The organism is Streptococcus massiliensis DSM 18628, from assembly GCF_000380065.1.
GTDB lineage: Bacteria > Bacillota > Bacilli > Lactobacillales > Streptococcaceae > Streptococcus > Streptococcus massiliensis.
Genome location: NZ_KB904420.1, coordinates 25,903 through 50,443 on the forward strand (window position 1 = coordinate 25,903; position 24,541 = coordinate 50,443).

Consider the following 24,541-nt stretch of genomic DNA (forward strand, 5'->3'; position numbering starts at 1 on the left):
TGCTCCTATTCTGCGAACATTAATTCTTTTAAAGGTGTGTTTTTCAAACGTTTAAAGAAATAGCAAATAAGTCCCTCATAAAGCATGATAAAAGCTATCAAGGCTAGAAAGAGCGCCTGAAAATTAAATTCATAGTTTGGCATGTTTTTGATCGTCTGACTAGCCAAATGTAAAATTCCTTTTAGCAAAATATACTGATAAATTGTTCCCAATAAAAAACCTGCATAGGCAAAAAGGCGATAAGCATTTAAAATAGCAAAGCGAACCTGTTTGTCTGTATATCCAAATACTTTCATCATGATGTTATTTTTGCGATTGTGCTCAACCACAGACGAGAGGGACAAGACTAAAATTGTCACGGCAAGAATCACACCAATCATCATGGTTATGAAGCCAATGCTAAGATTGGTAAAATCATAAATACCCGTAGCCAATTGGACCATTGAAGCAAAACAAAATGCAGCAAATAAAATCAAGCCAGCTAATACTTTTTGACTTGTTATAGTGGTTCGTCTAACTTCTAACAAAAAATTCTGTCTTGGTTTGCTCAACTTCTGTTTTATTTTTCCTTGTGCTCCTCCTTTTAGAAGCTGCAAAGTAGATTTACCTAGTTTTTTATAGGCATAAATCATTGCTAGGATACCTAAGATTAGACTAGGTAAGACAATGAAATATATGAGTAATTCCCAGTGAAACTGAATAGAAATCTTAGGCAAAATTCCTCTGTCGTTTTTGAAATTATAATAAAATGGCATGAGAAGAAATGACAATGCAAAACCCAAAATAACCCCGCTAGCAGACAAAAATCCAAATATTGAGAATTGCCTTGCAAGTTGCCAGTTTGAGTAGCCTAAGGCTTTTAATATTCCAAGATTTTGAGCATTTTTCCTGATAAAAGTAGAAATATAAAAGCAAAGGCTGGCTAAAGCTGTTATAAATAAGCACAATCCACTTGCAAGAACAATAATCTGAGCAATTTTTGCCTCTACATCAAAGTATGATCGTTGCATGGGCGAGGTTAAATCCGCCTTAATTCCTTGTAAATCCAAATAGAAATTAGCAAACATCATACAAATAAGAACCGCACAAAAGCAAATTATCATCACGCCACTAAAGGGTTTGACATCTTTTTTACTAAACATAGACTCACCACCCGATCTCTTGAACCGATTTTTTAGCAGTATTTCTCTGAATTTTTTCAATCTGTCCATTTCTTATCGTTATCACTCGATCTGCCAATTCAGCAATATGTGGATTGTGAGTAATCATGATCATGGTAAAGGCTTTTTCTTTTTGAACCTGCGTTAAATACTCCAAAACTTGGCGCCCTCTTGCTTCATCTAAAGCCCCAGTCGGTTCATCCAAAAAGAGAACTTGAGGTTTCTTTGCTAGGGCGCGAGCAAGGGCTACACGCTGCTGCTCCCCACCTGATAATTGACTCGGAAATTTATCTTTTTTATCAAGCAAACCCACCGTATCAAGAAGTGCTGATACATCTTTCTTTCCAATCAAATCTGCAGCTAACTGCACATTCTTTTCAACTGTCAAATTGGGTAAAAGATAGTATTGCTGAAATACAAAGGCAGTATGTTCCTTGCGAAAACGAGTGAGTTCTTCCTCAGAATATGATGAAATATCTGTAGTATCGTAAATAATCTGACCACTATCTGCCTTTTCTAGACCAGACATAATACTAAGCAAGGTTGTCTTGCCAGAACCTGACGCTCCTAATACGACTAAAAACTCTCCTGCCTCAACTTCAAAGGTGAGACCTCTTAAAACTGGATTTGCAGCCTCGCCTTGGCCATAAGTCTTTTTGATATCCTTAACATAAATCATTTCATCATCTCCTGATTTTTCAATAAACTGACAAAAATTTCTAGTAACATTTGTTCGATTTCTTCTTGCCTAAAAGTTCCCATTTGATTGGCATAAAGAGTTGCTATCCCGTGCGTATAGATCCATAAGTGCAAATAAAGCCGCTTGGCTTGCTCACGTTCTACGGAGTAAGACTGGATAATCGATTGTAATATCGCCTCATACTGCTCATCCAGTAAAGGTAGGGCATTTTCTAACTGAGAAATTTCTGGCTGCGCAGTCATAAATAACAAGCGAAAGAGTTGTGGCTCTGTACTAGCAAATACGATGTACTGAATCCCAACCTGCTTAAAAGGCTGCTCTTGCTTTAAAGCCTTTTCTATATAGGTCGCATAATATTTTTTTACAGCTTGCAACACTTCATCTTTCAGGTCTTGCATATTCTCAAAAAGACCAAAAATAACTTTGGAAGAGGCTTGTAAATTTTCTGCCAAAGCTCGTGCTGTCAATGCTTCCATCCCTTGCTTTCGCACAAGTTCAAAAGCAGTATCTATGATCTCTTGTTTGGTAAATCTATTTTTAGGTGGCATATTTTCTCCTTAAAGAAACATAAGTTGCGCAACGTTCGTTATTTATTATACCATATTTTATTGAAAACGCAATCTTTATTTCTTTCATTGACAATCCATAGGCTCCTATGTTAAAATCCATAGGTAGCTATATTTTATAAGAGGAGAAAAAACATGCCCCAAGATCGGCTAGGTCTAACCATCAAAAAGGTTGAGCTAAAATGTAATAAAATTACCAATCAGCTTTTGCTACCTTATGGCTTATCCCCAAGTCAATTTCGAGTATTGCGCTGGCTTTTTAAAAAGAGCGAAACAACTCCACGCCAACATGACATTGAAAAAACACTGACTATGAGCAATCCAACCGTAACTGGTATTCTCAATAATCTGGAAAAAAATGGATGGATCAATCGCTTGCCTCATCCTGAGGACAAGCGCAGCAAACATATCGCTTTGACTGAAAAATCTTGGCAACACCAAGAAATACTTTATCAAATTTCAAATGAAATTGATGATATCCTAACCAAATCATTAACTACTAAAGAGAGGGAGCAATTACAAAATCTTCTTCTCAAAATACTTGAATAATCATTGAAAGGAATTTTTATGTCAACCTCTAAACATGTATCCAAAGCAACCATTCTATCAATCTTTGCCATTGCCTTGGTTGCCTTCGCTGGTATCCTATCAGAAACTAGTATGAATGTGACTTTCTCTAAGCTCATGACAGTATTTCACACCGACTTGGGCACACTCCAGTGGATCACGACGGGCTATCTCTTAGCTGTAGCCATAACCATCACCTTAGGAGCAACTTTAGCCCACAACTGGACTGAACGACAAATACTTTTTACTGCTCTTGCGACTTTTACACTTGGGAATGCCCTTGCAGCCATCGCTCCTAACTTTGCTCTACTCATGGTGGGACGCCTACTTCAAGGGGGGGCGACAGGACTTGCTATTCCCTTGATGTTTAATCTTATTGTTGAGCGAGTGCCTCGCAGTCAAATTGGACTGTATATGGGGCTGAGCGGTCTCGTTATTAGTCTAGCGCCAGCTATTGGACCGACCTATGGCGGTTTTATGATTGGGCTTTTTGACTGGCACATGATCTTTGCATTCATCTTGCCTGTACCTATTTTGTCCTTTGTTCTCGGATACTTTTTCTTAGAAAATGGCAAAGCTAAAAAGAAACGTCCTTTTGATGTCTGGTCTTTTTTGCTTCTTGCAGCGGCCTTGACCAGTTCACTCTTAGCCATTTCAAGTTTAGAAGAAGGAAGTTTGAATCTACCTTATTTAGGAATTTTCATGATTACACTTGCTCTTTTCATCTGGCGTAGCTTAACGATAGAAACACCGTTTTTAGATATTCGTATTTTAATCAAGCCTGCTATTTTACTGGGAATTATCCCCTTTTTCATCTACCAGTTTTCAAATCTTTCAGCTAATTTCCTTATTCCAAATTTTTTAACCTTGGTTAAAGGAAGTTCAACCGCTCAAGCAGGTTTTGCTCTCCTGCCAGGGACTTTGACAGGTGCTTTTCTAGCTCCATTTTTAGGCAAATTTTACGATGTTAAAGGTCCAAAACCTTCACTTTACGGGGGAAATATCATCTTCTTTATCGCAATCGCTATTTTTGCATTTTTCACCAAGGATTTGACCTTGCCGATTATCATTGGAGTTTATATCTTCTTTACTATTGGACGAAATATGGCCTTTAATAATACCATGGCCTTATCTGTATCACAAATGTCCCGTGAAAAATCTGCTGATGCCACCGCCCTCTTTCAAATGGCTCAAACTTTCGCTGGAGCTTTAGGAACAGCCATAGCAGCAGTTATGGTCAAACAAGCACCTGATACTACAACTGGTGTGCATCATGTATTTATTCTCCTACTAGTCCTTGTAATCCTTATTTTCGCTTTCTTTTTTGCCCTCTTCAACCACATTAAAAAAGCGCAAAATTAGGTAAAGTGTGGTAAAATAAATATAAAATCTAGAAAGAGGTTCCCCCATGTCGTCAAAAGTAATTGTAACTATTTTCGGAGCCAGCGGCGATTTAGCAAAGCGCAAGCTCTACCCATCACTTTTCCGCCTTTACAAATCTGGTAATCTGTCTGAACATTTTGCCGTTATCGGAACAGCTCGCAGGCCTTGGAGTAAAGCTTACTTTGAATCTATCATCGTTGAGTCAATCGAAGGTCTAGCAGCAAGTCAAGAAGAAGCGTGGGAGTTCGCCAGTCACTTCTACTATCAAAGTCACGATGTCAATGATAAAGAGCACTATGTTGAACTCAAAAAATTACAGACTGAACTGACAGAAAAATATCAAACTGAAGGCAATAAACTCTTCTTTCTATCAATGGCGCCAGAGTTCTTTGGAACCATTGCCAAACACTTAAAGTCTGAACATATTGTTGACGGAAACGGCTTTGAGCGCCTCATTGTCGAAAAACCTTTTGGTACCAGCCTTAAAACGGCAAGCAAGCTCAATAGCGAACTCGTTGAAACCTTTGATGAAGAACAGATTTTCCGAATTGACCATTATCTGGGAAAAGAGATGATTCAAAATATCTTCGCTATTCGTTTTGCCAATTTGATTTTTGACCAAGTATGGAATAAAGACTTCATTGATAATGTACAGATTACTTTTGCTGAAAGCATCGGTGTTGAGGAGCGCGGAGGCTATTATGACCATTCGGGTGCCCTCAAAGATATGATTCAAAATCATGCCCTTCAGCTCCTGTCTATCCTCGCTATGGATAAACCAGAAAGCTTTTCTAAAGAAGCTATTCGAGCAGAGAAAATTAAAGTTTTCCAAAGTCTTGTACAACCAAGCGACGAAGAGCTTAAACATAATTTTGTCCGTGGGCAATATGCAGCGGGAATAATTGATGGTCGCGACTACATTGCCTATCGCGATGAGTTTAATGTCGATCCTGAATCACAAACAGAAACTTTTGCAGCAGGAACTTTCTTTGTAGATAGTGAGCGTTTCATTGGCGTGCCATTCTTTTTCCGTACAGGAAAACGTATGACCGAAAAAGGAACCCGTGTTAATATTACCTTCAAAAAAATGCCATCTATTTTTGGTGAAGAGGTGGCACCTAACATTTTGACGATCTACATTCAACCGACGGAAGGTTTTTCACTGAAAATTAATGGAAAAGAAGTTGGTGAACGTTTTAGCTTAGCACAGATTTCTTATGACTATCGTACAGATGCTACTGCTTCAGGTGCTTCGCCAGAACCGTACGAAAAGCTCATTTTCGATGTTCTTAATAACGACTCAACTAATTTTAGTCACTGGGACGAAGTTCGCGCCAGCTGGGCCTTAATTGATCGTATTGAAGAAGCTTGGGCAAACAATAAATCTCCTCTTCATTCCTACGCTTCAGGCACGATGGGACCACAGGCTGCCTTTGATATGCTCGCAAAATTTAATGCCAAGTGGCAATGGGAACCCGATAATTGGTATCGTGAACGTGATTTGCTGAAATAAAGTATACCCCCTCTCCAAAATAATTGGAGAGGGGGTTAGTTATCAATCAAATCGAATTTTTTCATTCCTATCTGGAATAGCTGACCTCACTGATTCCCAAGTGGAGCCTGTCCATTTTTCATAGTGAAAAAATCGACTAGCCTTAGCTAATCGATTTTTTAGACTAATGTCTTATTTTTTAAGGTTATCTACTATAAATGCCATACGATAAAATACGCCTAGTTATACCCCAATTCATAAGCAGAACACTCATACAACCCAAATTATCAGCAAGCAGATTATAATTAAGGGGTAACAAAGTAGGTAGTAAAAAGACGAGTTCAGCAGGCAAGAAAGCAGCTCCCGTGAAAGGGCACTATTTTTTATAGAAAATCACTATCATGCTCAGCAAACCAATCTTTTCTCCTAGCTCTAGATAGTTCCAGATGGGTTGAAAAACTTCCTACTGTAAATGCACTATAAAGACAAATCACAAATATGAATGAAGCAATAAGAGCAAGCACTCCACCAATCATATCCCAAAATTCAGACGCATACAAATTACCAGAGATTGTATAGTTAAAACTGAAAAGTAAAGCTACAAAAAGAATTATCCAGAATAAACCTTTAATAATAAAGTCCATTGCAAATGACCTATGTTGCCATTTTTGTTTAAGTTTCAAATGTATCTCCTCATTATTTGATAGATTTAACAATTAGTAAATATCTTTACGATGCCCAAACTCAAGTGCTAAAATAACCATCTTATCATCTTGAATATCACAAATAAGTCTATAATCGCCAATACGATAACGCCACTCGTTAGCATGATTTCCTGTTAAGCCTTTACCATTGGCGCGTGGATTATCTGTCCCTTCTAAATGCTTATCAATCCAAGCAAATAGTAGCTTCTGAATTTGTTTATCTAGTTTCTTAATTTGCTTTTGAGCCTTTTTAGAATATTCTATACGATACATATTACAAGCCTAGCTCTTTCTTAAAATCAGCATGACTAATTGTCTCTGGATCTGATTTATATTCAGCATAGGCTTGTTGGTAGATTTTTAAATCATATTCATCTTCAATATCACGTTCAAGAGCTTTCTTAAAGAGGCTTGATAAACTTTGTCCTGTTAATTGAGCATAGCTTTTAAAAAATGTTTCTTCCTCTTTATTTAGTCTGATAGTAACTGTACTCATAGTATTTCACCTCATTTTTTGTGTTACATTGTAACACATTTTAGGTTATTTGTCAATTCTTACCATGACAAAAAGCACCTTATTTATAACCAAAAATTTTTTTAATACCAGTTACTCACGATTATGTACTTTTTTAAGTGAACACTGAAAATTTTATAAGTTGTTCATTTACTGTAAAATCTACTTTATTTAAGTGAAAACTAAAAATTTTTCAAATGTACATTTTGATATAAACGACTTGACATGTCAAATAAAAAGCTGATCATGAAAGATTAGCTTTTTTACTTATTGTGTAAATATCATATTTCTTTTCCATGGGTATATTTCGTAAAAACGAACATTCCCACTCCATCTTCAAACACATCCGTGACTTTAGAAATCACGAATCCGCATTTGTTAATGTAAAAACAGGCATTATTAATCAAACAAGTCGGAGTGACAAGCTCCCATCCAAAAGGATTTGGATATATTTTTTCAATATATGTCCAAGCCTCGTATCCAAATCCTTTCCCTTGATATTTTGGTGCTATATAAAGCCTATCTAATTTGTTCGCATTTGTATTGAAAAGAGTTAGAATAATACCACCAATTAATGTTCCGTCTAACTCTAAAGATAAAACAGTTTTCTCAGGAATTTGAAATGCGAGAGATGGTGACAAATCAGGCTCTCCTTCTTCATTGTCTTCAACCATATTATCCGGAAAAAAACGATTATTAGATTTAAATGCCTCACTATATATTTGCTCTAACTGTTCAATATCGTTATGCGTTGTGTTTCGTATTATCATATAAAATTGCTCCTTCTTATTTATTCTGTAAGTGCCACGGAATTGTTTTTTTCGGTAAGCCTTGCTTCGGCTTCCGCTGCTATCCCGAACAGGTCGCCCATAGATACCTTTGTGCGCCCCTCATCGTAGATATGTAAAATCCCGTCTAAGAAACGCTTCATATCTTCGATAGGTAATTCCATCTCTTTGCGGTAAACTCTTTCCTCAATGGCTCCGACTTCAATCGCATATCTCATAATCGACTGCTTCAAGCCCTCGTCCTCCGCTATTCGGTCAATCTCTGCCATAGCGTCTGCGAAATGGCAGGTCAAGATTGTGTAAAGGTCAATCAGCTTTCCGAGGAATGTCGTTAAAAGCTGCTGGTGTCCGTCCCCGTTTACAGTAGAAGTGACCGTATCGAGATACTTTTTGATATGCTTCGTCAGCTCGTTTTCACAGATAGTCGGAACGGAATACTCCTTATCTTCGGAAAGCCCTGTCAGCCATTCGGGAGTTGTCAGCAACGCTTCTGCCAATCCGTTGATAATCATACTCCTTGTGGGATTTACCCCGTCCGTTTCGTATCTCTGAATGGTGGATTTGTTTACGCCCACACGCCTGCCGAGTTCGGGCATGGAGATTTTTAACTCGTTTCTGCGTTCTTTAATCCGCAACCCTACTTCTTTTGCGGTAAGCATTTTCTTGTCATTCAAGGTTTTCACCTCCTAACAGGTACAATCATAGCATAGATGAATTGAATTCGCAACCCTATTTTGCATATTTCTTTGTAAATTTTTATTAAATGAACGCAAAACAGGTTGACAAGTGATGGCAAAACAAGTACATAGTTGCAAAACAAATATCTTGAAAGGAGGTTGATAAATTGAGCAACGCCAAAATGAGTTTAACCATCGAAGAAGCGGCGGAATGTACGGGTATCGGCAGGAATACCATGCGGAAGCTGGTGGACTGGGGCAAGCTGCCCGTCCTCAAGGTCGGCAGGAAAACGATTATCCGCAGGGATACGCTGGAGCATTTTCTGCCCGTCAATCAGGGGAGAAACCTGCGAAACGAGAGCGAAGTCCGAAAGGTGGAATGGCGTCCTTTCTTTTTCGGCTGGTAACAAAAAAGCCCTCGGCGTTTGAGAGCGAAATACACCCCTCGCACAAATCTCCGATTTGTACTCTGGGTATTTCGCCCTTGCAGGGTGCTAAGTGCCAGTGGCACTTGTTTAGCACCGACCGAAGCGGAGCGGAGCGGAGAGCTTGTGATAACGCCGACACTTCCGTTTTCAGCGTTATCACAGAGAAAACCGCCGCAGCGTTTTTCTCCGCTGTTCCGTCCGCTTGCGCCGCCGAAACAGCGGCAACCGATAAATCGGTTGCAAAAAGAGTATGCCCGTCATGGGAGAAAGGAGTCTATGACAAGACACTCATTTATTCAGATGTCGAAGCTGCCCAATGTCAAAGGAAGAATCTACTATATCACAAGATCACAAGCGAAAAAAAACAGGAATACCTTTACGCTGTCTACCACACCGCCGACAATGAATTTTGGAGCAGTCTTGCAAGGGAAACCCAGCAGGAATTTAAACGCAGCGGCGCAGAGGGCAAGTGCATCGAAGCAAGGGAACTGATTATCGCCCTGCCAGAGATTTACACGCAGTATGAGCCGCAAATGGTGTTGGAGGATTTTACAAATGAGTTCCGAAGACGGTACGGAGTGGAATGTGTGTCGGCTCTCCACCACAATAAACGCAAGACCAATTATCATATCCATCTCATTTTCAGTGAGAGAAAGCTGCTTGCCAAGCCAGAGGTTATCTTTGGCGAACCTTCTCTTCTGGTTTGGCTATTAACCACTTATCTTTCAATGGACAATATACTTTTCCACCTTTTTCTTGATATTGAATCTTTGACATTACTCAACCTCATTTCTAAAAATAACAAAAAAGACCTTTTCACGAAAATGCGAAAAAGCCTGTTTTAGAGGCTGACAAAAAAGACGCTTGATTACATAATCAGCGTGAGCTGTGAGCTGTGATTGCTTTCATACCAATCATTTCCCTTACTTTTTGATAATCCTATTATACCAAAATTTACACTTTTACGAAATACCACATTTTTTGTAAAAGTGTAAATTCTATCAAAAATGTACTTTATTCACCCCTAAAATAATGTACAAAACAAAAATAAAGTACATTTTTTAAACAGTGTACTTTATGTTTCTAATTCAGTTGTATCAAGGGTTTAACCCTTATTAAGTCAATTGTACATAAAATTTTAGTTTTTAGCTTTCCCAGATGCTAGCACAATAGCCCGGATTCGAACCGGAATCTCCTCCATCAAGGTGTAATCCCTATATACTACTCTTTGCGTCCTATTTCATTATACCATGCAATCAACTAAATGCTTACCAAATTATGATACACCTCCAGGCAACTGTATGATGCTAAAATACAAATCGGAATAAGTAAGGAAAAAAAGCCCATCAAATGATGGGCAAAAATATAGGCGGACGGATTTCAACCGCCATCTTGATGACTATACCTGCATCCCTATTATTACAAAAGCAATGCTTAATGCAAACAAGTTCAATCAGTTTTTGTGTATAGTACCATGTTCTCACTCTTAAACTACTATCCTATTTCTCGTTTTTATTATCCTATAATTTATTAACTTTAGCAAGCAGTTTTCTCTCTTTTAGAGAAAATGTTTTACAAGCATTTTCTTTTAAGGAAGAATAAAATTTGCCCCTTTTAATAAAAACAAACCCTGCCAAAATCAAATCTGGCAGGATTTATTTTCTATAAACGCCAACATAACAACGTTTTGGGATTACTTATTTTTTAAGGTTATAGAATGATTTCAATCCACGGTATTCTGCTACTTCACCAAGTTGGTCTTCAATGCGAAGCAATTGGTTGTATTTAGCGATACGGTCTGTACGTGACAATGAACCAGTCTTGATTTGTCCAGCGTTGGTTGCAACTGCGATGTCAGCGATTGTTGAATCTTCAGTTTCACCTGAACGGTGTGATACAACGGCAGTATAGCCAGCTTCTTTAGCCATTTCGATAGCGTCGAATGTTTCAGTCAAGGTACCGATTTGGTTTACCTTGATCAGGATTGAGTTAGCAGCACCTTCTTCGATACCACGAGCAAGGTATTCAGTGTTTGTTACGAAGAAGTCGTCACCAACCAACTGAACACGTCCGCCGAGGCGTTCGGTAAGAGCTTTCCAACCGTCCCAGTCGTTTTCATCCATACCGTCTTCAATCGTGATGATTGGGTATTTGTTGACCAATTCTTCAAGGTAGTCGATTTGCTCAGCAGCAGTGCGGACAGCAGCTCCTTCACCTTCAAATTTAGTGTAGTCGTAAACTTTACGTTCTTTGTCATAGAATTCAGATGATGCACAGTCAAATCCGATGAAAACATCTTTACCTGGTACATAGCCAGCAGCTTCGATTGCTTCGATGATTGTTTCTACACCGTCTTCAGTTCCGTCAAAGCGAGGTGCAAAACCACCTTCGTCCCCAACAGCTGTTTCCAAACCACGACCTTTAAGGATTTTCTTCAAAGCGTGGAAGATTTCAGCACCCCAGCGAAGCGCTTCTTTGAAAGTAGGTGCACCAGCAGGTACGATCATGAATTCTTGGAAAGCAATTGGCGCGTCTGAGTGAGATCCACCGTTGATGATGTTCATCATTGGAGTTGGAAGCACTTTTGTGTTGAAACCACCAAGGTAGCTGTAAAGTGGGATTTCAAGGTAGTCAGCAGCTGCACGAGCAACAGCAATAGACACACCAAGAATAGCGTTTGCTCCCAATTTACCTTTGTTTGGAGTACCGTCAAGTGCGATCATTGCACGGTCAATAGCTTGTTGGTCGCGAACATCGTAACCAATAACCGCTTCAGCAATAATATTATTTACGTTATCAACAGCTTTTTGTGTACCAAGACCACCGTAACGAGATTTGTCACCATCGCGAAGCTCAACTGCTTCGTGCTCACCAGTAGAAGCTCCTGAAGGAACCATTCCACGTCCGAAAGCACCTGATTCAGTATAAACTTCTACTTCAAGTGTTGGGTTACCGCGTGAGTCTAGGACTTCGCGAGCGTAAACATCAGTAATAATTGACATTTTTTACTCTCCTTTGAGTTTTTTTATTTACACCTATATCATAACCTAAAAACGCTTTTTTTTCAAGAAAAAATCGGTTCTTTTGCAGATTTTTCTATATATTTTTTAGCAATCGCTTTCAAAGTCTATATTAAATTTCTAAAAAGAAGAGATTTCTTGGTCATTTTCGACTTTTATGCTATACTAAAGCCATGACAGACTTAAACAAAACGATTATGGAAAAAGCGCAGGGCAATGTCAAGCTCAACCCTGACGAACAGAGAAAATTTTTAGAGACTTTTGCTGAGCGGGTCATCGCTACTTGTAGCTTGGAAGAAGTAAACAACCCTAATTTAAAAGAGCATTTTAAGGACATTTTGACCGAGATTGCAGCTAAGTACCAGCCTGTTTTTATCAAGATTTCGCCTGAGCTGGAAAGTAAGGAGCAGATTTTTTTCATGAAAATCGCAAAAGAGCTGGGCTGCGAAGCTACGATTGTTTCCAGCAACTGCCAGCACTCTCCTTTTGCTCTGGTCATCCATACCGACCAGCCTGTGGACTTGAAAAACAAGGATTTATTTGCACAATACCCTGACTTGCTCGGACTAGCGCGTCAGCAAGACAATCCTCCAAAACAATCTTTCTGGAAAAAACTCTTTCAATGATGACAAATATCGAAAAACTCTGGGCTTTTTTTGAAGCCGAAAACCAGCGCAACTGGGCAACATACCAAACTTTTCTTGCAGATGACATCGTCTGGACCTTGGAAGGTCAGGAAAAACATATTTTTCGTGGTAAAGCGACTTATCTAGAGAAGATCAAGGCTGCCTATAAGGACGAGGATACAAGATTTTCCTGCATTTATCATCAAGCTAGCTCTGGACAAGAGCGCATTGTGACTATTTTGCAAAATGATCTTGGTCAACTCTCTTGCGATATTTTTGAATTCAAAGACGGCTTGATTGTCAAGGAATGGGAATATTTGCTGCAATAAAAAGGTTGGGGCTTTGCTCCCAACCTTTATTTTATAGTGCCTAAATGCAGCAAATTTCCAATATTTCGTGCTGTACGAATGAGATTTTGTCGGCTAGCCGCAAAGGTCTCTACTTCATTTTCCACTTTTGCAATAATGGGAAAAGCCGCCATTATATTTTCCAAAGGAAAAGCTGGCAAATCATCCGATAGACTGCCACAAATGGCGATGACAGGCGTATTTTTAGGCGTTCTCCTTGCCACACCGATAGGTGTTTTTCCTGCCAAACTCTGCTGATCCAGCCGTCCTTCACCCACGATAACCAGGTCTGCTGCTGCTACTTTCTGGTCAAAATCTAATAAATCTAGACAGGTGTCAATGCCGGAACAGAGTTGCCCGCCTGCAAAGGTGACTAAGCCTGCTGCCAAGCCACCACCTGCTCCTGCTCCCGCTACAGAAAAAATGGCTGGATTGGCGATTTGATAAAAGCTCTCCATAGCCTGATCAACCGCCGTAAATTGGCTCTCAGGCAAGCCCTTTTGCCCAGCAAAGACAAAAGTCGCTCCCTTCTGACCACAGAGAGGGTTGGTCACATCGGTCAATATCGAAAGCTGGAGATTTTTGATGACTTCAGGCACCCTCTGATCGGAAATAAAGGCCACTTGGCCTAGAGAAGCGCCGATTGCTGGTAGAGGCTGCTGGTTTTGGTCGAAAAATTCATAGCCCAACCCCGCCGCCAAACCGATGCCACCGTCGTTGCTTGCCGAGCCACCGACACCAAACAAAACCCTCTTAAAGCCATTTTCTGCCAGAAAAAGCAGCATTTCTCCCAGCCCTTGTGTCGTCAGCTCAAGCGGCTTTCTTTTTTCTAGAGGAATACTGGCAAGTCCTACCAAATCAGCCATTTCTAGCAGTGCCAGATCCTCTTGATAAAAATAGGACAGCTCAACCTTCTGACCAAATGGTCCTGTTACCTGTTTGCTTTTTTCTTTCAAATCCAAAGCGGCAGCCAGCGCAGCCATTGTCCCCTCACCGCCGTCACCCAAGGGCAGCAAGTCAAAGGTCGCATCAGGCAGCGCCTCCGCAAAGCCTGTTTTCAGGGCTTGCGCGACTTCTTTCGCCGACAAAGATTCCTTGAAAGAATCAGGTGCAATCAAAATGTGCATGGCGTCACCTCAATCAATCCTATCCAAAATCTCCAGCACCTGAGTTAAATCAGGAACATCAATCCGATAAGGCGCCTGCTCGCGCACCAAGGGTTTGGCATTAAAGGCGATACCCAAGCCCGCAGCTTTTATCATCAAGAGGTCGTTGGCGCCGTCGCCCACTGCCACCGTCGCTGACATATCCAGTCCGTTTTCTCGCGCCCATTTCTCCAACATGGCTTTTTTGACTTCCTTGGTGACAATCTCACCGAGCAGACGTCCCGTCAGAAAGCCGTCTTTTTTCTCCAATCGATTTGCCTTGACATAGTCAATGCCCAGCTCCGCGACCAGACTATCCACCGTTTCATGAAAGCCGCCTGACACGACCCCGATTTTATAGCTCCGCGCCTGCAATTCGCTCACTAATTCATGCGCGCCAGCCGTAAAATGAATGTCTTGTCTAATCTCATCAAAAATGCTAACGGGCAGCCCCTCAAGGAGCGAGACACGCTCGCGCAGAGCTGCTTCAAAGTCTAATTCGCCCCGCATAGCGGCCTCAGTAATGGCTGCCACTTCTTGTCCCACGCCAGCTTTTTTCCCTAATAAATTAATCCCTTCCTCACAAATCAAGGTACTGTCAACATCCATTAGGAGCAAGCCTTTTACTCGGTTCATATCTATCCTCGCTTACAAGTTTTTCTGTATTATATAGGAATTTTGCCTTTAAAATAAATTGAAGAAAAAAAGTAGGTTGAACCTACTTTTTAAAAACGAATATTTTCGCGCGTCTTCTCGTACGAAGTCACGAAGCGCTCGGTCACACCGGGTTCTACAACATCAAGAGCTTGCGAAATTTCCTCAAAAGAAGCTACATAATCAAACTGATGTTCAAAAATATCTAAAGAACGATTGAAAGCAGCTTGCACGCCTTCATCAAAGGAACGATAGCGATTTGAATACTGCAAAAGCTGCTCGGTTAAAGTCGCATTTTGTACGATTTGATAAGTCAATTCTTCCAGTTCTAACATATCGTGAGTAACAATTTCAAGAAGACGATTGACTGTCTCAATATTAACTCGATGCTGCTCCAGCTCATCTAGTAGTTCTTCGGCATTGTTACTTGCATTAAAGAACTGAGTCAGGAAATTCTCTGGAATACCCGGAAGATTACGTTTTTCTAAGTAGCGCTTAATAGTATGAAGCTTATTGACGTAGATATTAGCCTTTTGACGCGCATTAGCATCGTCTTTTTCAATCTTTGTAAGGCTTTCACCTAAATCTAACTGGATATCTTCAATGTTCTTGAGCTGTTCTTGAATCTCTTTCAAATTTTCCTCTTGCTCAGAGAACGGTTGCTCAGATGGCTTACTTTCACTATCCCAAGAAAAGACTTCATCTTCGATATTTTTAAAATCAGACTGTAAACTCTTAATCTGCGTAGCAACGGAATCAGACAAGTAGTAGCTCTTCGTTAAGCGATCCACTTCTGAAACCAGATGCCGATTGTTCTCCCCTGTGTGTTCCACATATTTTGGCAAGGTGCTGCGCAATTTTACAACAACTGATTTAGCCTCAATTTCTCGATTAAAGAGTGCATAAAGGGCGTCTAGTTCTTCTTGAATTTGGTCGTTTTCGTATTGAGCATTGTCTAGTTCTAAAGCAGCAATTATTTCATTATTTGCTTTTAACCGGCGACGTAGTTGGTAAAAACGTGACTCTATATCCGTCTCAAAGAAATGATAATCTTCTTCCAAAAGTCGGCGATAGCCAGATTCCAAATCTTCTAACTGATCTGGGAAATCTTTATCAATCTTCTCTACCAGAACTGGCACTTTTTCAACAATCTGTGTCAAAGCCAAGATATAATCTTCAATCTTGTTAAGAATATCAGAAGCTTCGATAGGATCACCAGAAGAATTGAGAGTCACAAATTTTGAAAAATCATCTTGGATATGCTTCATCTGCTGTTCAATTTCAGCAAGTGCCTGTCCATAAATTTCAGGAGACTGTTCAACATTCTTTTGTAAAGAATCAAAAAGATCCAAAGCATGATGAACACGTCCGCTATTTTGTGCTTCTTTTTCTTCTAATTCTTCCAAAGCTGTGCGAATAGCTTTTATATCTTCTTCAACTAGATGAACTTGACTTTCAATATTGTCAATCTCGTGTTTAGCTTTGAGAAAACGAAAGGCGTTATTATAGCCCTCTGCTTCAAAGAGGTTATTTTCGATATCCGCAAAAGAATTTAAGGATAAATCAACCCACTTTTGATTCCATTCGCGGAAAGTCACCTGACTTTGTCCAATCAGATGCATGTTTTTAATAGCCTCAATCTCGTCATTTACTGGTAAGTTGTAAAGCTTTTCTTTTTTATCTTCCAAATCTGCCAGCAACTGAGCATTGCGGCGACGGAGAAAAATTGCTACAACATAGGCTAGTAGGATCAGGACTGCGACTACGATTATTAGAATAATTAGTCCACTAGACATATAAAACTCCTTCATCTTGATACTTGAAAACAATCATGTTCAATTATATCATATTTTTCCTTGAAAATCTTTCTTTTATAGAACTTTTTTAAACGTCCAGCGTACTGTAGACTGCATTTTCCTCAATAAATTCACGACGCGGCTCTACTCTATCGCCCATAAGCATGTCAAAAATTCTATCCGCTTCTGCGGCATCATCTACAGAAACTTGTGCCATGAGACGATGTTCTGGGTTCATGGTTGTTTCCCACAGTTGGTGGTCGTCCATTTCTCCCAGCCCTTTATAACGCTGAATGGTTGGTTTAGAGCGCCCCTCGCTATAACGCGCAAGAGCAGCTTGTAGTTCTTCTTCTTGATTGGCTCCCGGCTGGATGTACTCTTTGACTTCGCTACCAACCTTGACCCCATAAATCGGCGGTTGAGCGATATAGACGTAACCTGATTCCAAAACTGGCTTCATGTAGCGATAAATAAGGGTCAAAAGCAGGGTCCGAATATGCGCTCCGTCAACATCGGCATCGGTCATGATGACCAATTTCTGATAGCGTGCCTTGCTGACGTCGAATTCTGCGCCAAAGCCTGTTCCCATAGCGGTAAAGAGACTGCGGATTTCTTCGTTGGCTAAGATCTTGTCCATGCTGGCTTTTTCAACATTGAGGATTTTCCCACGAATGGGCAAAATCGCTTGAAACTCACGATTGCGCCCAGATTTTGCTGAACCACCCGCTGAGTCCCCCTCAACGATGAATAGTTCTGTTTCTTGCGGATCATTGGATGAGCAATCTGCTAGTTTTCCGGGCAGATTTGAAATTTCTAGACCAGACTTCTTGCGAGTCACTTCCCGCGCACGTTTGGCTGCAATTCGCGCTTTCGATGCCAAAATCCCTTTTTCAACAATCTTTCGAGCCACTTGCGGATTTTCCAAAAGGAAGTCCGAAAAAGCTTCGCTAAAGAGGCGATTGGTAATTTTCACCACTTCGCTGTTGCCCAGCTTGGTCTTGGTTTGCCCTTCAAACTGCGGATTTGGGTGCTTGACAGAGATGACAGCTGTCAAGCCTTCCCGTACATCTTCACCCGTTAGATTGTCCTCATTCTCCTTGAGGAGCTTATTTTTCTTAGCATAATCATTGATAACGCGGGTCAGAGCCGTTCGAAAACCTTGCTCGTGGGTTCCACCCTCATGAGTGTGGATATTATTGGCAAAGCTCATGACCGTCTCATGATAGCCGGTCGTGTACTGCATGGCTACTTCGACCGTGATGTCGTCCATTTCGCCGTCTGTATAGATAGGCGTTTCAAAAATCACATCTTTGTTTTCGTTGATGTATTGGACATAGCTGGCAATCCCGCCTTCATAGTGGTAATGCTGGCTTTGCTCCAAGCCCTCGCGTTTGTCGGTAATCGAAATAGACAGACCGCGATTTAAAAAGGCTAATTCCTGAATCCGCTTGTTGAGCTTTTCAAAGTCAAATTCGACCGTCTCGGTGAAAATCTCTGGATCCGGTGTGAAGTGAACGGTCGTTCCTGTTCGGTCAGTCTCGCCAACCACTTCCAAATCCGACACGACTAGACCGCGGCGGTATTCTTGGAAATGAATTTGACCATTTTTATAAACCTTGACGTCCAGCTGGGTCGAAAGGGCATTGACAACTGAGGAACCTACCCCGTGGAGACCACCAGAAACCTTGTAGCCGCCACCGCCAAATTTTCCGCCCGCGTGAAGCACGGTAAAGACTGTCTCCACCGCAGGACGCCCTGTTTTTTCCTGAATATCGACAGGAATACCCCGTCCGTCGTCAATAACGGTAATAGAATTATCCGCTTCAATAAAAACTTGAATGTGAGTGGCAAAACCGGCTAGGGCTTCGTCAATCGAGTTATCGACAATTTCCCAGACTAGGTGATGCAATCCTTCCTTGGAGGTGGAACCGATGTACATTCCCGGACGCATCCGAACGGCTTCTAAGCCCTCCAAGACCTGAATCTGGCTGGCATCATATTCCTGTGCTTGTAATTCTTTATTTTCTTCAGTCATTTTTCTCTATCTTTCTAAAAATTCTTTAAGTCGAGACATGTCGTCAAATAGATAAGTATCAAAACCTGCTCTTCTCCCCGCTTCTACATCAATTGGTCGATCGCCAATCACTAAGCCGGATTTGATCTGGTATTTGTCTTTAAGGTAGAGCATGGATGCTGGATCAGGTTTTCGTGCAAAGCCATTATCTGAAGTAACAACTTCTGTAAAAAGAGACCTAATTCCAGTCTTATCTAAAATTTCCAAAACTTGATTATTGCGGTGAGAAATCAAGAAATTGCGCCCGCCTTGCGCCACAACCTGCTTTAAAAGTTGTTCAGCACCGTCAAAAAGAACTGGGTGCTCCAACTGTTTTGCTTCCTGTTTCTTATAATCTTGTAAAAAATTGGGTAAATCTGGTGCAAAAAGCTGAACTGCATGGTTCGTTGACACTTTAAGAGCCTTATAAACTTCATCGTGGCTGGCCTTGCGTTCAAACTTTTCTAATGTTGTTACAAAAGCAGCCGTAGAAGTTTCATAATTATCCAAGAGCGTCCCACCCAAATCCCAGATGTAATCTTGATAATTCATACCTTATATTATAACATATTTCTGTCTATTTTAGTGGAAAATGATAGGAAATATGAGAAAAGCCTTTTGACTATTTTTTCATTTTCGGACTTAACTCCTAACATTTTGCCGTATTGATTTTCTAACCATATATAATCAGGTATTAAATCATTAAAAAAACAACCCTAGCAAGGGTCGTTCATTATGCATTAGGGTCTGTTATTGTTTTTCTTTCTTCTTTCAAAAAGAGTCTTGTTTATTTTCTGGGTTTGTAAATAGCCACTAAAAATTTGAAAGAGCCAAATAAAGACGTAAATCAAGACGAAATCCAGCCAAAATTCAAAGCTCGTAAACAAATCAGCCCAGCCATTGTACCACATCATGCAGCAGACTAGGATAGCCGTCACGATGAAATGGATTAGAAGCAAAACCACATAAGAAAACCGCTCTGACTCAAAAATCATCGAAAGTAAGCCAATCAAGGTACTCATGACTAGGACACTGTAAATGTTTGAGGCAGTGGGAGCCGATTTTTGGATTTGGATAGCCAGCACCAAGAGATAGATAAAGCCACCCGTTCTGAGCCCCAAAAGCATATATGATAAAATCTTTTTCATGACTTTCCTCCTAAATCCCTAGATAGTCCATGAGCAGCTTGACGTACTTGCGGCTGACATCCGTCTTTATATGGTTGCTAAGTTTAGCAGTCATATTGCCTGAAAAGCTATCCGACAAAGACTCCAAATGGTCAATATTGATAACCGCATGCTTGGAAATCTGGATAAAATGACGACTATTGATGCGATTTTGAAAATGGGTCAAACTCTCGGTTGTCTGATAAATCCCCTCCACGGTATAGATAAGGAGCGTAGTTTTGGTGATGTCGGCTAGAATAATATCGTCTAGCTTGAGCATCAAAATCTTATCATCTGTCTTAATAGGAATGACGCTGGCATGCGTAGTCTGAAATTGCTGAAAATAGTCAAACACTTCCTTGGCTTGTCCTTCTAGCTGCTCTGCCTTAACGAGCACTAAGGGATCGTTAGTAGATCTGCTAGAGTCCTGTTCAAATCTTATCTGCAAAAGAGCCGTCCTCCTAGATTTATGATGCAGTTTTGACTTTCAATCGACGATTGGCAAGTGCCGTTTGCACCAGCCAGAACAGAAAAGCCAAGCCTAAAACTACTACAACTATATAGTAAGTTTTTTCCATTGTCAAGAGACTGTCCCAATGCAGGCGAATGCCCATGATTTTTTCAAAATGCTGGGCAGCTTTTTCGTTATTTGCAAATGCGTCTGCCATGCTGTCTTTCATCAGGACTTGACGGAAAAGCGATGCGATATAGGTTGACGGGGTTAGCTTCATCAAATGTTGTGCCAAATCAGGAAGTGCACCGATAGGCACATAGGTTCCCACTAGAAAACCAGAAGCGGCACCAACGATAGAGGCAAATCTACCCAAATTGTCCACAGACTTAAAATAGCTGACAATGATTGCATTGATAAGACTAGTTAGACAAGCATTGAGCAACATGAGAAGGAGAACTTGCGGAGCTGCACCCCAAGCAAAAGAAATCTTGTCATTGAGGACAAAATAGGTCATCATGACAGCAAAAACAGCAATTTGCATGAGAAAGCCGATAACGACCGAGCTCAATAGATAGGACATTTGCAAGCCCCAAGAGCCTAAATCAGTGATGTACAAGTCTTGTGTGACCTTACTTTCTTTGTCCTTGACTAATTGCGCATAAGCAGCCAAGGTCGTCGTAATCCCTGTAATTCCAAGCGTTCCTCCAATAAGCCACATGTCAAGGAGCTGATTGGTATTGGGAACCTGAGACCAACTTTCTTTGATATTTGCTTTCAGAAAAATCAGATATAAAACAAAGGAAATCAGCGCTCCCAGCAGAGAAGCAAAGACCCCACTGCGATTTCTAAAATACAGCAAGAAATTTCTTTTTACTAACATCAACATCTAACGTACCTCTCTTCCTGTTAGCGCCATAAAGGCGTCGTCCATGGTGCCCGGACGGTATTCAAAATGGTGAATCAAGGAGCTGGTCTGGCTCAAGATTGCCAAGGCCTCCTTGGTACTTGGAGGCATGAGGACAAATTCCTTTTCTTTCACTTCTTCTAGGGGCAAGGAATCACCGATAGCCGCGCGAAAAGCGGACGCATCACTGGTTACAATTTTCAAGAAATTGCGAGCATACTGCTCTTTAATCGCATCGGCCGAACCTTGAGCAATCACTTTTCCCCGGTCAACGATGTAGACTTGGTCGGCATCATCTGCCTCGTCCAGATAATGCGTGGTCAAGACCACGGTCATCTTGGTCTCCTTTTGCAGGCGGCGCAAGAGCTCCCAAATGGCGGCTCTGGTTTGAATATCCAGTCCAGTCGTCGGTTCATCTAAAAAGAGAATATCGGGGCTATTGAGCAGGGCACGCGCAATATCCACGCGCCGTTTTTGTCCGCCAGATAGGGTGCCGTAGGCTTGCCCTGCAAAATTGGTCAAGCCTAGCTGTTCAATCAAGTCATCAATCTTGCTTGTTTGAACATCCTTATACTGGTGGGCACGGATTTCCAAATTTTCCCGAACGGTCAGAATATCGTCGAGAACGCTGTTTTGAAAGACGACGCCCAGCCTCACTCTTTCTTGGTAGACCACCCGACCAGACGACGGCTGCAAGAGTCCAATCAGCATTTGAATGGTCGTTGATTTCCCTGCCCCATTGGGCCCCAAAATCGCTGTAAAGCTCCCGCGACCGATCGACAAGTTGAGTTCATTGACCGCCACCTTGCTGCCAAAAACCTTGCTAACATTTTTTGTTTCTAGTAACATCATAACTCCTTCCTTTTGCATGCAACTTCGGAAAGCCCCACGCCTTCCTTACACGCTTATCTTAACAAAAAATTTTGCCCAAATCTCGCCTTTTTGCACAAGTAGTCACATAGCCCCTACAAGAGGTCAAATAGGAGGATGAAATCCCCCACAGATTCCGACTAGAAATGATTCAGAAGAATTCCTGGTTGATTTTTATAATATTTTTTCATGTTTATAACAGCAACACTGACTACTATTGTAAAAAAAGTGAATTTTACTAAATTTTATTCTGTTTACTAATAAATGTGCTATAATGAAAAAAGAAAGGATAGAAGATTCTCATGACAACAATCAAAGACATCGCTCAAAAAGCTGGAGTGTCTTCGGCAACCGTTTCACGTGTGCTAAACAATGACCAGAATCTCTCTGTTAGCCCTGAAACACGTCAGCGGATTTTAGCCGCAGCAGAAACATTGAACTATCAGAAAAAAGAGCGTAAATCTGCGCCTAAGCAAAAGCAAAAGTCCCGCATTGCTATTTTGGAATGGTATACTCAAGAAGAAGAGTTAGAAGACCTCTACTATTACGCTATTCGTCAAGGAATTGAAAAAGAAGCCCATGCACTAGGCTATGAAGTTGACCGAATTTACAGAGAGGAATCCTTGAAAAACATTCAAGCAGTTGAGGGTATGATTGCACTTGGTAAGTTCAGTCCTCAGGAAATCAAGCAATTAGAAGAAGTCAGTCCTCATCTAGTCTTTGTTGATAGCGACACACTTACACAAGGTCACTCTTGTGTGATGACAGACTTTAGCTATGGAGTTAGGGCGAGCATAGAACACTTCCTAGGGCAAGGCTTAACACAAATTGGCATGCTAACTGGGCAAGAATACACCTCTGACCGACAACAAGCACTCTTTGACCCGCGTTTGCGGATCTTTCAAGAGTTACTTCGACAAAAAGATCTTTATCGCGAGGAATTTGTCAAAATTGGCAATTTTACTACGGCTTCTGGCTATCAGATGACCCAAGAACTGCTCGCAAATGAAAAAAAGAAACTCCCGCAAGCACTTTTCATTGCCAGCGATGCTCTTGCTGTTGGGGCACTGCGGGCCTTGCAGGAAGCAGACATTAAAGTCCCTCAAGAATTACAGATCATTTCCTTTAACGATACATCCATTGCTAAATACGTCTATCCTCCCCTCAGCAGTGTAACCGTCTATACTGAAGAAATGGGCAAGCAAGGGCTTCAACTCCTCCACCAACAAATAACGAAGCAAGCTCCAGCGATGCCAATAATGGTTACGTTAGCTACCCAGTTGACCCTCAGAGAAAGCAGTCAATGATTATGAAAACTTACGAAACATTATTTGAAAAACTTTTTGCAGCTAAAGATTATGTCAGTGGTGCTCAGTTAGGAGAAGAACTAGGACTTTCTCGGACTTCAATTTGGAAAGCTATTCAACATTTAGAAAAAGAAGGATTAATCATTGATTCTGTCAAAAATCGTGGCTACAAACTCCTTTCTGGAGACCTGCTTTTACCACAACACATTTCTAATAATTCTCCCATCTTCGTTTCCTACAATCCCCAAAGTCAGTCAACCCAACTAGATGCTAAAGAAGGAATGCAAGAGGGAAACGAGCCTAACACACTCTATCTTGCCCCCACCCAAATACAAGCTCAAGGGAGATTCGGGCGCCCCTTTTATACGCCTAAGCAGGGCGGTATCTACATGTCTCTACATGTTCGACCCAACCTCCCCTTTGATGAACTACCTGCTTATACTGTGCTAACTGCTGCTAGCATTTATCAAGCTATCAAAAATCTAACAGGCATTGAGACCCAAATCAAATGGGTGAATGACCTTTACCTAAATGGGAAAAAACTGGCTGGCGTTTTGACTGAGGCCATCAGCTCCATTGAAACAGGTCTGGTCACCGATGTTATAATCGGAGTGGGTCTTAATTTTGCAATCACAGATTTTCCAGATGATTTGGCAAATAAGGCAACTAGCCTGTTTTCAGGACAAACCCCATTCACTCGCAATGATTTAATTGCAGAAATCTGGCGGATCTTTTACCAGACTGACGAAGATACACTCATTCAGATTTATAAAGAAAACTCTCTCATTCTCGGGAAAATGGTCACTTTTGAAAAGAAAAATTTTACCTATACTGGTAAAGCACTTGCCCTCTCAAATGACGGTCACCTTTTGATTGAATTAACCAGCGGCGAGCAAATCTGGCTAACTTCCGGTGAAGTTTCACTTAAATCTTGGGAAGAATGAAAAAAGAGCCTGGGACAAAATAATTCTCAGCCACAAAAAAAGCTAGAGCTTCCCAATTGCGGAACTCTAGCTTTTTAATTTTGAGTCGTTCTCTTATTGTATTTTAGGAGGTTATTGGCCATAAGTACCAATCCCATGTCAATTCTCACTTGACGCTTCCCTCTCAGATTACATCTCTTGTAACCCAAACAAGCCTTTATCTGCCCAAAGACAGGTTCCACATCAATCTTGCGTTGAGCGAAAATCTGTCTACCTTGGGGAGATAAAAGCGCCTGA

Annotated in this window: 28 protein-coding genes; 9 read left to right on the top strand and 19 right to left on the bottom strand. The window is 41.0% G+C overall.

Annotated elements, in window-relative coordinates:
• Positions 1 to 5: 5 nt before the first annotated feature.
• From A3I3_RS0108490 to A3I3_RS0108500, 3 genes are read right to left on the bottom strand one after another with little or no spacing between them, the layout of a single operon-like run.
• Positions 6 to 1,142, bottom strand: a complete 1,137-nt coding sequence (locus A3I3_RS0108490) for an FtsX-like permease family protein (protein ID WP_018372287.1) — start codon at positions 1,140 to 1,142, stop codon at positions 6 to 8.
• A gap of 4 nt (positions 1,143 to 1,146) precedes the next feature.
• Positions 1,147 to 1,839 carry an ABC transporter ATP-binding protein gene (locus A3I3_RS0108495; protein ID WP_018372288.1) on the bottom strand — a complete coding sequence of 231 codons (693 nt, stop codon included), beginning with the start codon at positions 1,837 to 1,839 and terminating at the stop codon, positions 1,147 to 1,149.
• Positions 1,836 to 2,408, bottom strand: a complete 573-nt coding sequence (locus tag A3I3_RS0108500) for a WHG domain-containing protein (protein WP_018372289.1) — start codon at positions 2,406 to 2,408, stop codon at positions 1,836 to 1,838. Before A3I3_RS0108500 ends, A3I3_RS0108495 begins: the two co-directional genes overlap by 4 nt.
• A 153-nt stretch (positions 2,409 to 2,561) precedes the next feature.
• On the opposite strand from A3I3_RS0108500, the gene A3I3_RS0108505 reads away from it, so the two are divergent.
• From A3I3_RS0108505 to zwf, 3 genes are read left to right on the top strand one after another with little or no spacing between them, the layout of a single operon-like run.
• Positions 2,562 to 2,975, top strand: a complete 414-nt coding sequence (locus tag A3I3_RS0108505) for a MarR family winged helix-turn-helix transcriptional regulator (protein WP_018372290.1) — start codon at positions 2,562 to 2,564, stop codon at positions 2,973 to 2,975.
• An 18-nt stretch (positions 2,976 to 2,993) separates the two neighbouring features.
• Positions 2,994 to 4,355, top strand: coding sequence for an MFS transporter (locus A3I3_RS0108510; RefSeq protein WP_018372291.1), 1,362 nt, complete (start codon positions 2,994 to 2,996; stop codon positions 4,353 to 4,355).
• 46 nt (positions 4,356 to 4,401) lie between these two features.
• Positions 4,402 to 5,889 (top strand): glucose-6-phosphate dehydrogenase, encoded by a 1,488-nt coding sequence (zwf, locus tag A3I3_RS0108515; protein ID WP_018372292.1) that lies wholly within the window; start codon positions 4,402 to 4,404, stop codon positions 5,887 to 5,889.
• A gap of 362 nt (positions 5,890 to 6,251) precedes the next feature.
• Here the strand turns inward: zwf and A3I3_RS0108520 are convergent, their stop codons facing one another.
• From A3I3_RS0108520 to A3I3_RS0108540, 5 genes are all read right to left on the bottom strand, one after another.
• A complete protein-coding gene (locus A3I3_RS0108520) occupies positions 6,252 to 6,551 on the bottom strand; it encodes a hypothetical protein (protein ID WP_018372293.1) in 300 nt (99 codons plus the stop codon).
• Between the two features lie 33 nt (positions 6,552 to 6,584).
• Complete coding sequence (locus tag A3I3_RS0108525) at positions 6,585 to 6,845, bottom strand: type II toxin-antitoxin system RelE family toxin (protein ID WP_018372294.1); 261 nt, start codon at positions 6,843 to 6,845, stop codon at positions 6,585 to 6,587.
• A 1-nt stretch (position 6,846) separates the two neighbouring features.
• The gene (relB, locus tag A3I3_RS0108530; protein ID WP_018372295.1) at positions 6,847 to 7,068 is read right to left on the bottom strand and encodes a type II toxin-antitoxin system RelB family antitoxin; all 222 of its coding nucleotides are present in this window, start codon (positions 7,066 to 7,068) and stop codon (positions 6,847 to 6,849) included.
• A 299-nt stretch (positions 7,069 to 7,367) separates the two neighbouring features.
• The gene (locus tag A3I3_RS0108535; RefSeq protein ID WP_018372296.1) at positions 7,368 to 7,856 is read right to left on the bottom strand and encodes a GNAT family N-acetyltransferase; all 489 of its coding nucleotides are present in this window, start codon (positions 7,854 to 7,856) and stop codon (positions 7,368 to 7,370) included.
• Positions 7,857 to 7,876: 20 nt separating this feature from the next.
• On the bottom strand, positions 7,877 to 8,533 hold the full coding sequence (locus A3I3_RS0108540; protein ID WP_174222134.1) for a helix-turn-helix domain-containing protein: 657 nt from the start codon (positions 8,531 to 8,533) through the stop codon (positions 7,877 to 7,879).
• Between the two features lie 254 nt (positions 8,534 to 8,787).
• Between A3I3_RS0108540 and A3I3_RS10655 the strand changes: the two genes are divergently transcribed.
• Positions 8,788 to 8,958 (top strand): hypothetical protein, encoded by a 171-nt coding sequence (locus A3I3_RS10655; protein ID WP_447459489.1) that lies wholly within the window; start codon positions 8,788 to 8,790, stop codon positions 8,956 to 8,958.
• Positions 8,931 to 9,824 (top strand): MobA/MobL family protein, encoded by an 894-nt coding sequence (locus A3I3_RS11355; protein ID WP_223873764.1) that lies wholly within the window; start codon positions 8,931 to 8,933, stop codon positions 9,822 to 9,824. Before A3I3_RS10655 ends, A3I3_RS11355 begins: the two co-directional genes overlap by 28 nt.
• Before the next feature lie 852 nt (positions 9,825 to 10,676).
• Here A3I3_RS11355 and eno read toward each other — a convergent pair.
• On the bottom strand, positions 10,677 to 11,981 hold the full coding sequence (eno, locus tag A3I3_RS0108550; protein WP_018372298.1) for a surface-displayed alpha-enolase: 1,305 nt from the start codon (positions 11,979 to 11,981) through the stop codon (positions 10,677 to 10,679).
• Positions 11,982 to 12,172: 191 nt separating this feature from the next.
• Between eno and A3I3_RS0108555 the strand changes: the two genes are divergently transcribed.
• Positions 12,173 to 12,625: a DUF1694 domain-containing protein gene (locus tag A3I3_RS0108555; protein ID WP_026129770.1), complete on the top strand. Its 453-nt coding sequence runs from the start codon at positions 12,173 to 12,175 to the stop codon at positions 12,623 to 12,625.
• Positions 12,625 to 12,954 (top strand): nuclear transport factor 2 family protein, encoded by a 330-nt coding sequence (locus A3I3_RS0108560; RefSeq protein ID WP_026129769.1) that lies wholly within the window; start codon positions 12,625 to 12,627, stop codon positions 12,952 to 12,954. The genes A3I3_RS0108555 and A3I3_RS0108560 overlap by 1 nt, the downstream gene beginning before the upstream one ends.
• Positions 12,955 to 12,980: 26 nt before the next feature.
• On the opposite strand, the gene A3I3_RS0108565 is transcribed toward A3I3_RS0108560, so the two are convergent.
• The 9 genes from A3I3_RS0108565 to A3I3_RS0108605 all read right to left on the bottom strand — a co-directional run bounded on the left by A3I3_RS0108565 (position 12,981) and on the right by A3I3_RS0108605 (position 21,993).
• Positions 12,981 to 14,099 (bottom strand): glycerate kinase, encoded by a 1,119-nt coding sequence (locus A3I3_RS0108565; protein ID WP_018372301.1) that lies wholly within the window; start codon positions 14,097 to 14,099, stop codon positions 12,981 to 12,983.
• A gap of 9 nt (positions 14,100 to 14,108) precedes the next feature.
• A complete protein-coding gene (serB, locus tag A3I3_RS0108570; RefSeq protein WP_019231826.1) occupies positions 14,109 to 14,753 on the bottom strand; it encodes a phosphoserine phosphatase SerB in 645 nt (214 codons plus the stop codon).
• A gap of 89 nt (positions 14,754 to 14,842) precedes the next feature.
• Positions 14,843 to 16,567, bottom strand: a complete 1,725-nt coding sequence (gene ezrA / locus A3I3_RS0108575) for a septation ring formation regulator EzrA (RefSeq protein ID WP_018372303.1) — start codon at positions 16,565 to 16,567, stop codon at positions 14,843 to 14,845.
• A gap of 88 nt (positions 16,568 to 16,655) precedes the next feature.
• Positions 16,656 to 18,602, bottom strand: coding sequence for a DNA topoisomerase (ATP-hydrolyzing) subunit B (gene gyrB / locus A3I3_RS0108580; protein WP_018372304.1), 1,947 nt, complete (start codon positions 18,600 to 18,602; stop codon positions 16,656 to 16,658).
• Positions 18,603 to 18,608: 6 nt separating this feature from the next.
• The gene (locus A3I3_RS0108585) at positions 18,609 to 19,172 is read right to left on the bottom strand and encodes an HAD-IA family hydrolase (protein WP_018372305.1); all 564 of its coding nucleotides are present in this window, start codon (positions 19,170 to 19,172) and stop codon (positions 18,609 to 18,611) included.
• Positions 19,173 to 19,360: 188 nt separating this feature from the next.
• Entirely contained in the window at positions 19,361 to 19,768 is a 408-nt protein-coding gene (locus A3I3_RS0108590; protein WP_018372306.1) for a DUF3021 domain-containing protein, read from the bottom strand.
• A gap of 10 nt (positions 19,769 to 19,778) precedes the next feature.
• On the bottom strand, positions 19,779 to 20,234 hold the full coding sequence (locus tag A3I3_RS0108595; RefSeq protein WP_018372307.1) for a LytTR family DNA-binding domain-containing protein: 456 nt from the start codon (positions 20,232 to 20,234) through the stop codon (positions 19,779 to 19,781).
• Positions 20,235 to 20,253: 19 nt separating this feature from the next.
• A complete protein-coding gene (locus A3I3_RS0108600; RefSeq protein ID WP_018372308.1) occupies positions 20,254 to 21,126 on the bottom strand; it encodes an ABC transporter permease in 873 nt (290 codons plus the stop codon).
• Positions 21,127 to 21,993, bottom strand: coding sequence for an ABC transporter ATP-binding protein (locus tag A3I3_RS0108605; RefSeq protein WP_019231824.1), 867 nt, complete (start codon positions 21,991 to 21,993; stop codon positions 21,127 to 21,129).
• Positions 21,994 to 22,316: 323 nt separating this feature from the next.
• On the opposite strand from A3I3_RS0108605, the gene A3I3_RS0108610 reads away from it, so the two are divergent.
• Together A3I3_RS0108610 and birA are read left to right on the top strand one after the other, a co-directional pair.
• Positions 22,317 to 23,321: a LacI family DNA-binding transcriptional regulator gene (locus tag A3I3_RS0108610; protein ID WP_018372310.1), complete on the top strand. Its 1,005-nt coding sequence runs from the start codon at positions 22,317 to 22,319 to the stop codon at positions 23,319 to 23,321.
• 2 nt (positions 23,322 to 23,323) lie between these two features.
• Positions 23,324 to 24,265: a bifunctional biotin--[acetyl-CoA-carboxylase] ligase/biotin operon repressor BirA gene (gene birA, locus A3I3_RS0108615; protein ID WP_026129768.1), complete on the top strand. Its 942-nt coding sequence runs from the start codon at positions 23,324 to 23,326 to the stop codon at positions 24,263 to 24,265.
• Between the two features lie 74 nt (positions 24,266 to 24,339).
• Here birA and A3I3_RS0108620 read toward each other — a convergent pair.
• A partial coding sequence (locus A3I3_RS0108620) for a transposase (RefSeq protein ID WP_018370691.1) occupies positions 24,340 to 24,541 on the bottom strand: 202 nt, incomplete at its 5' end.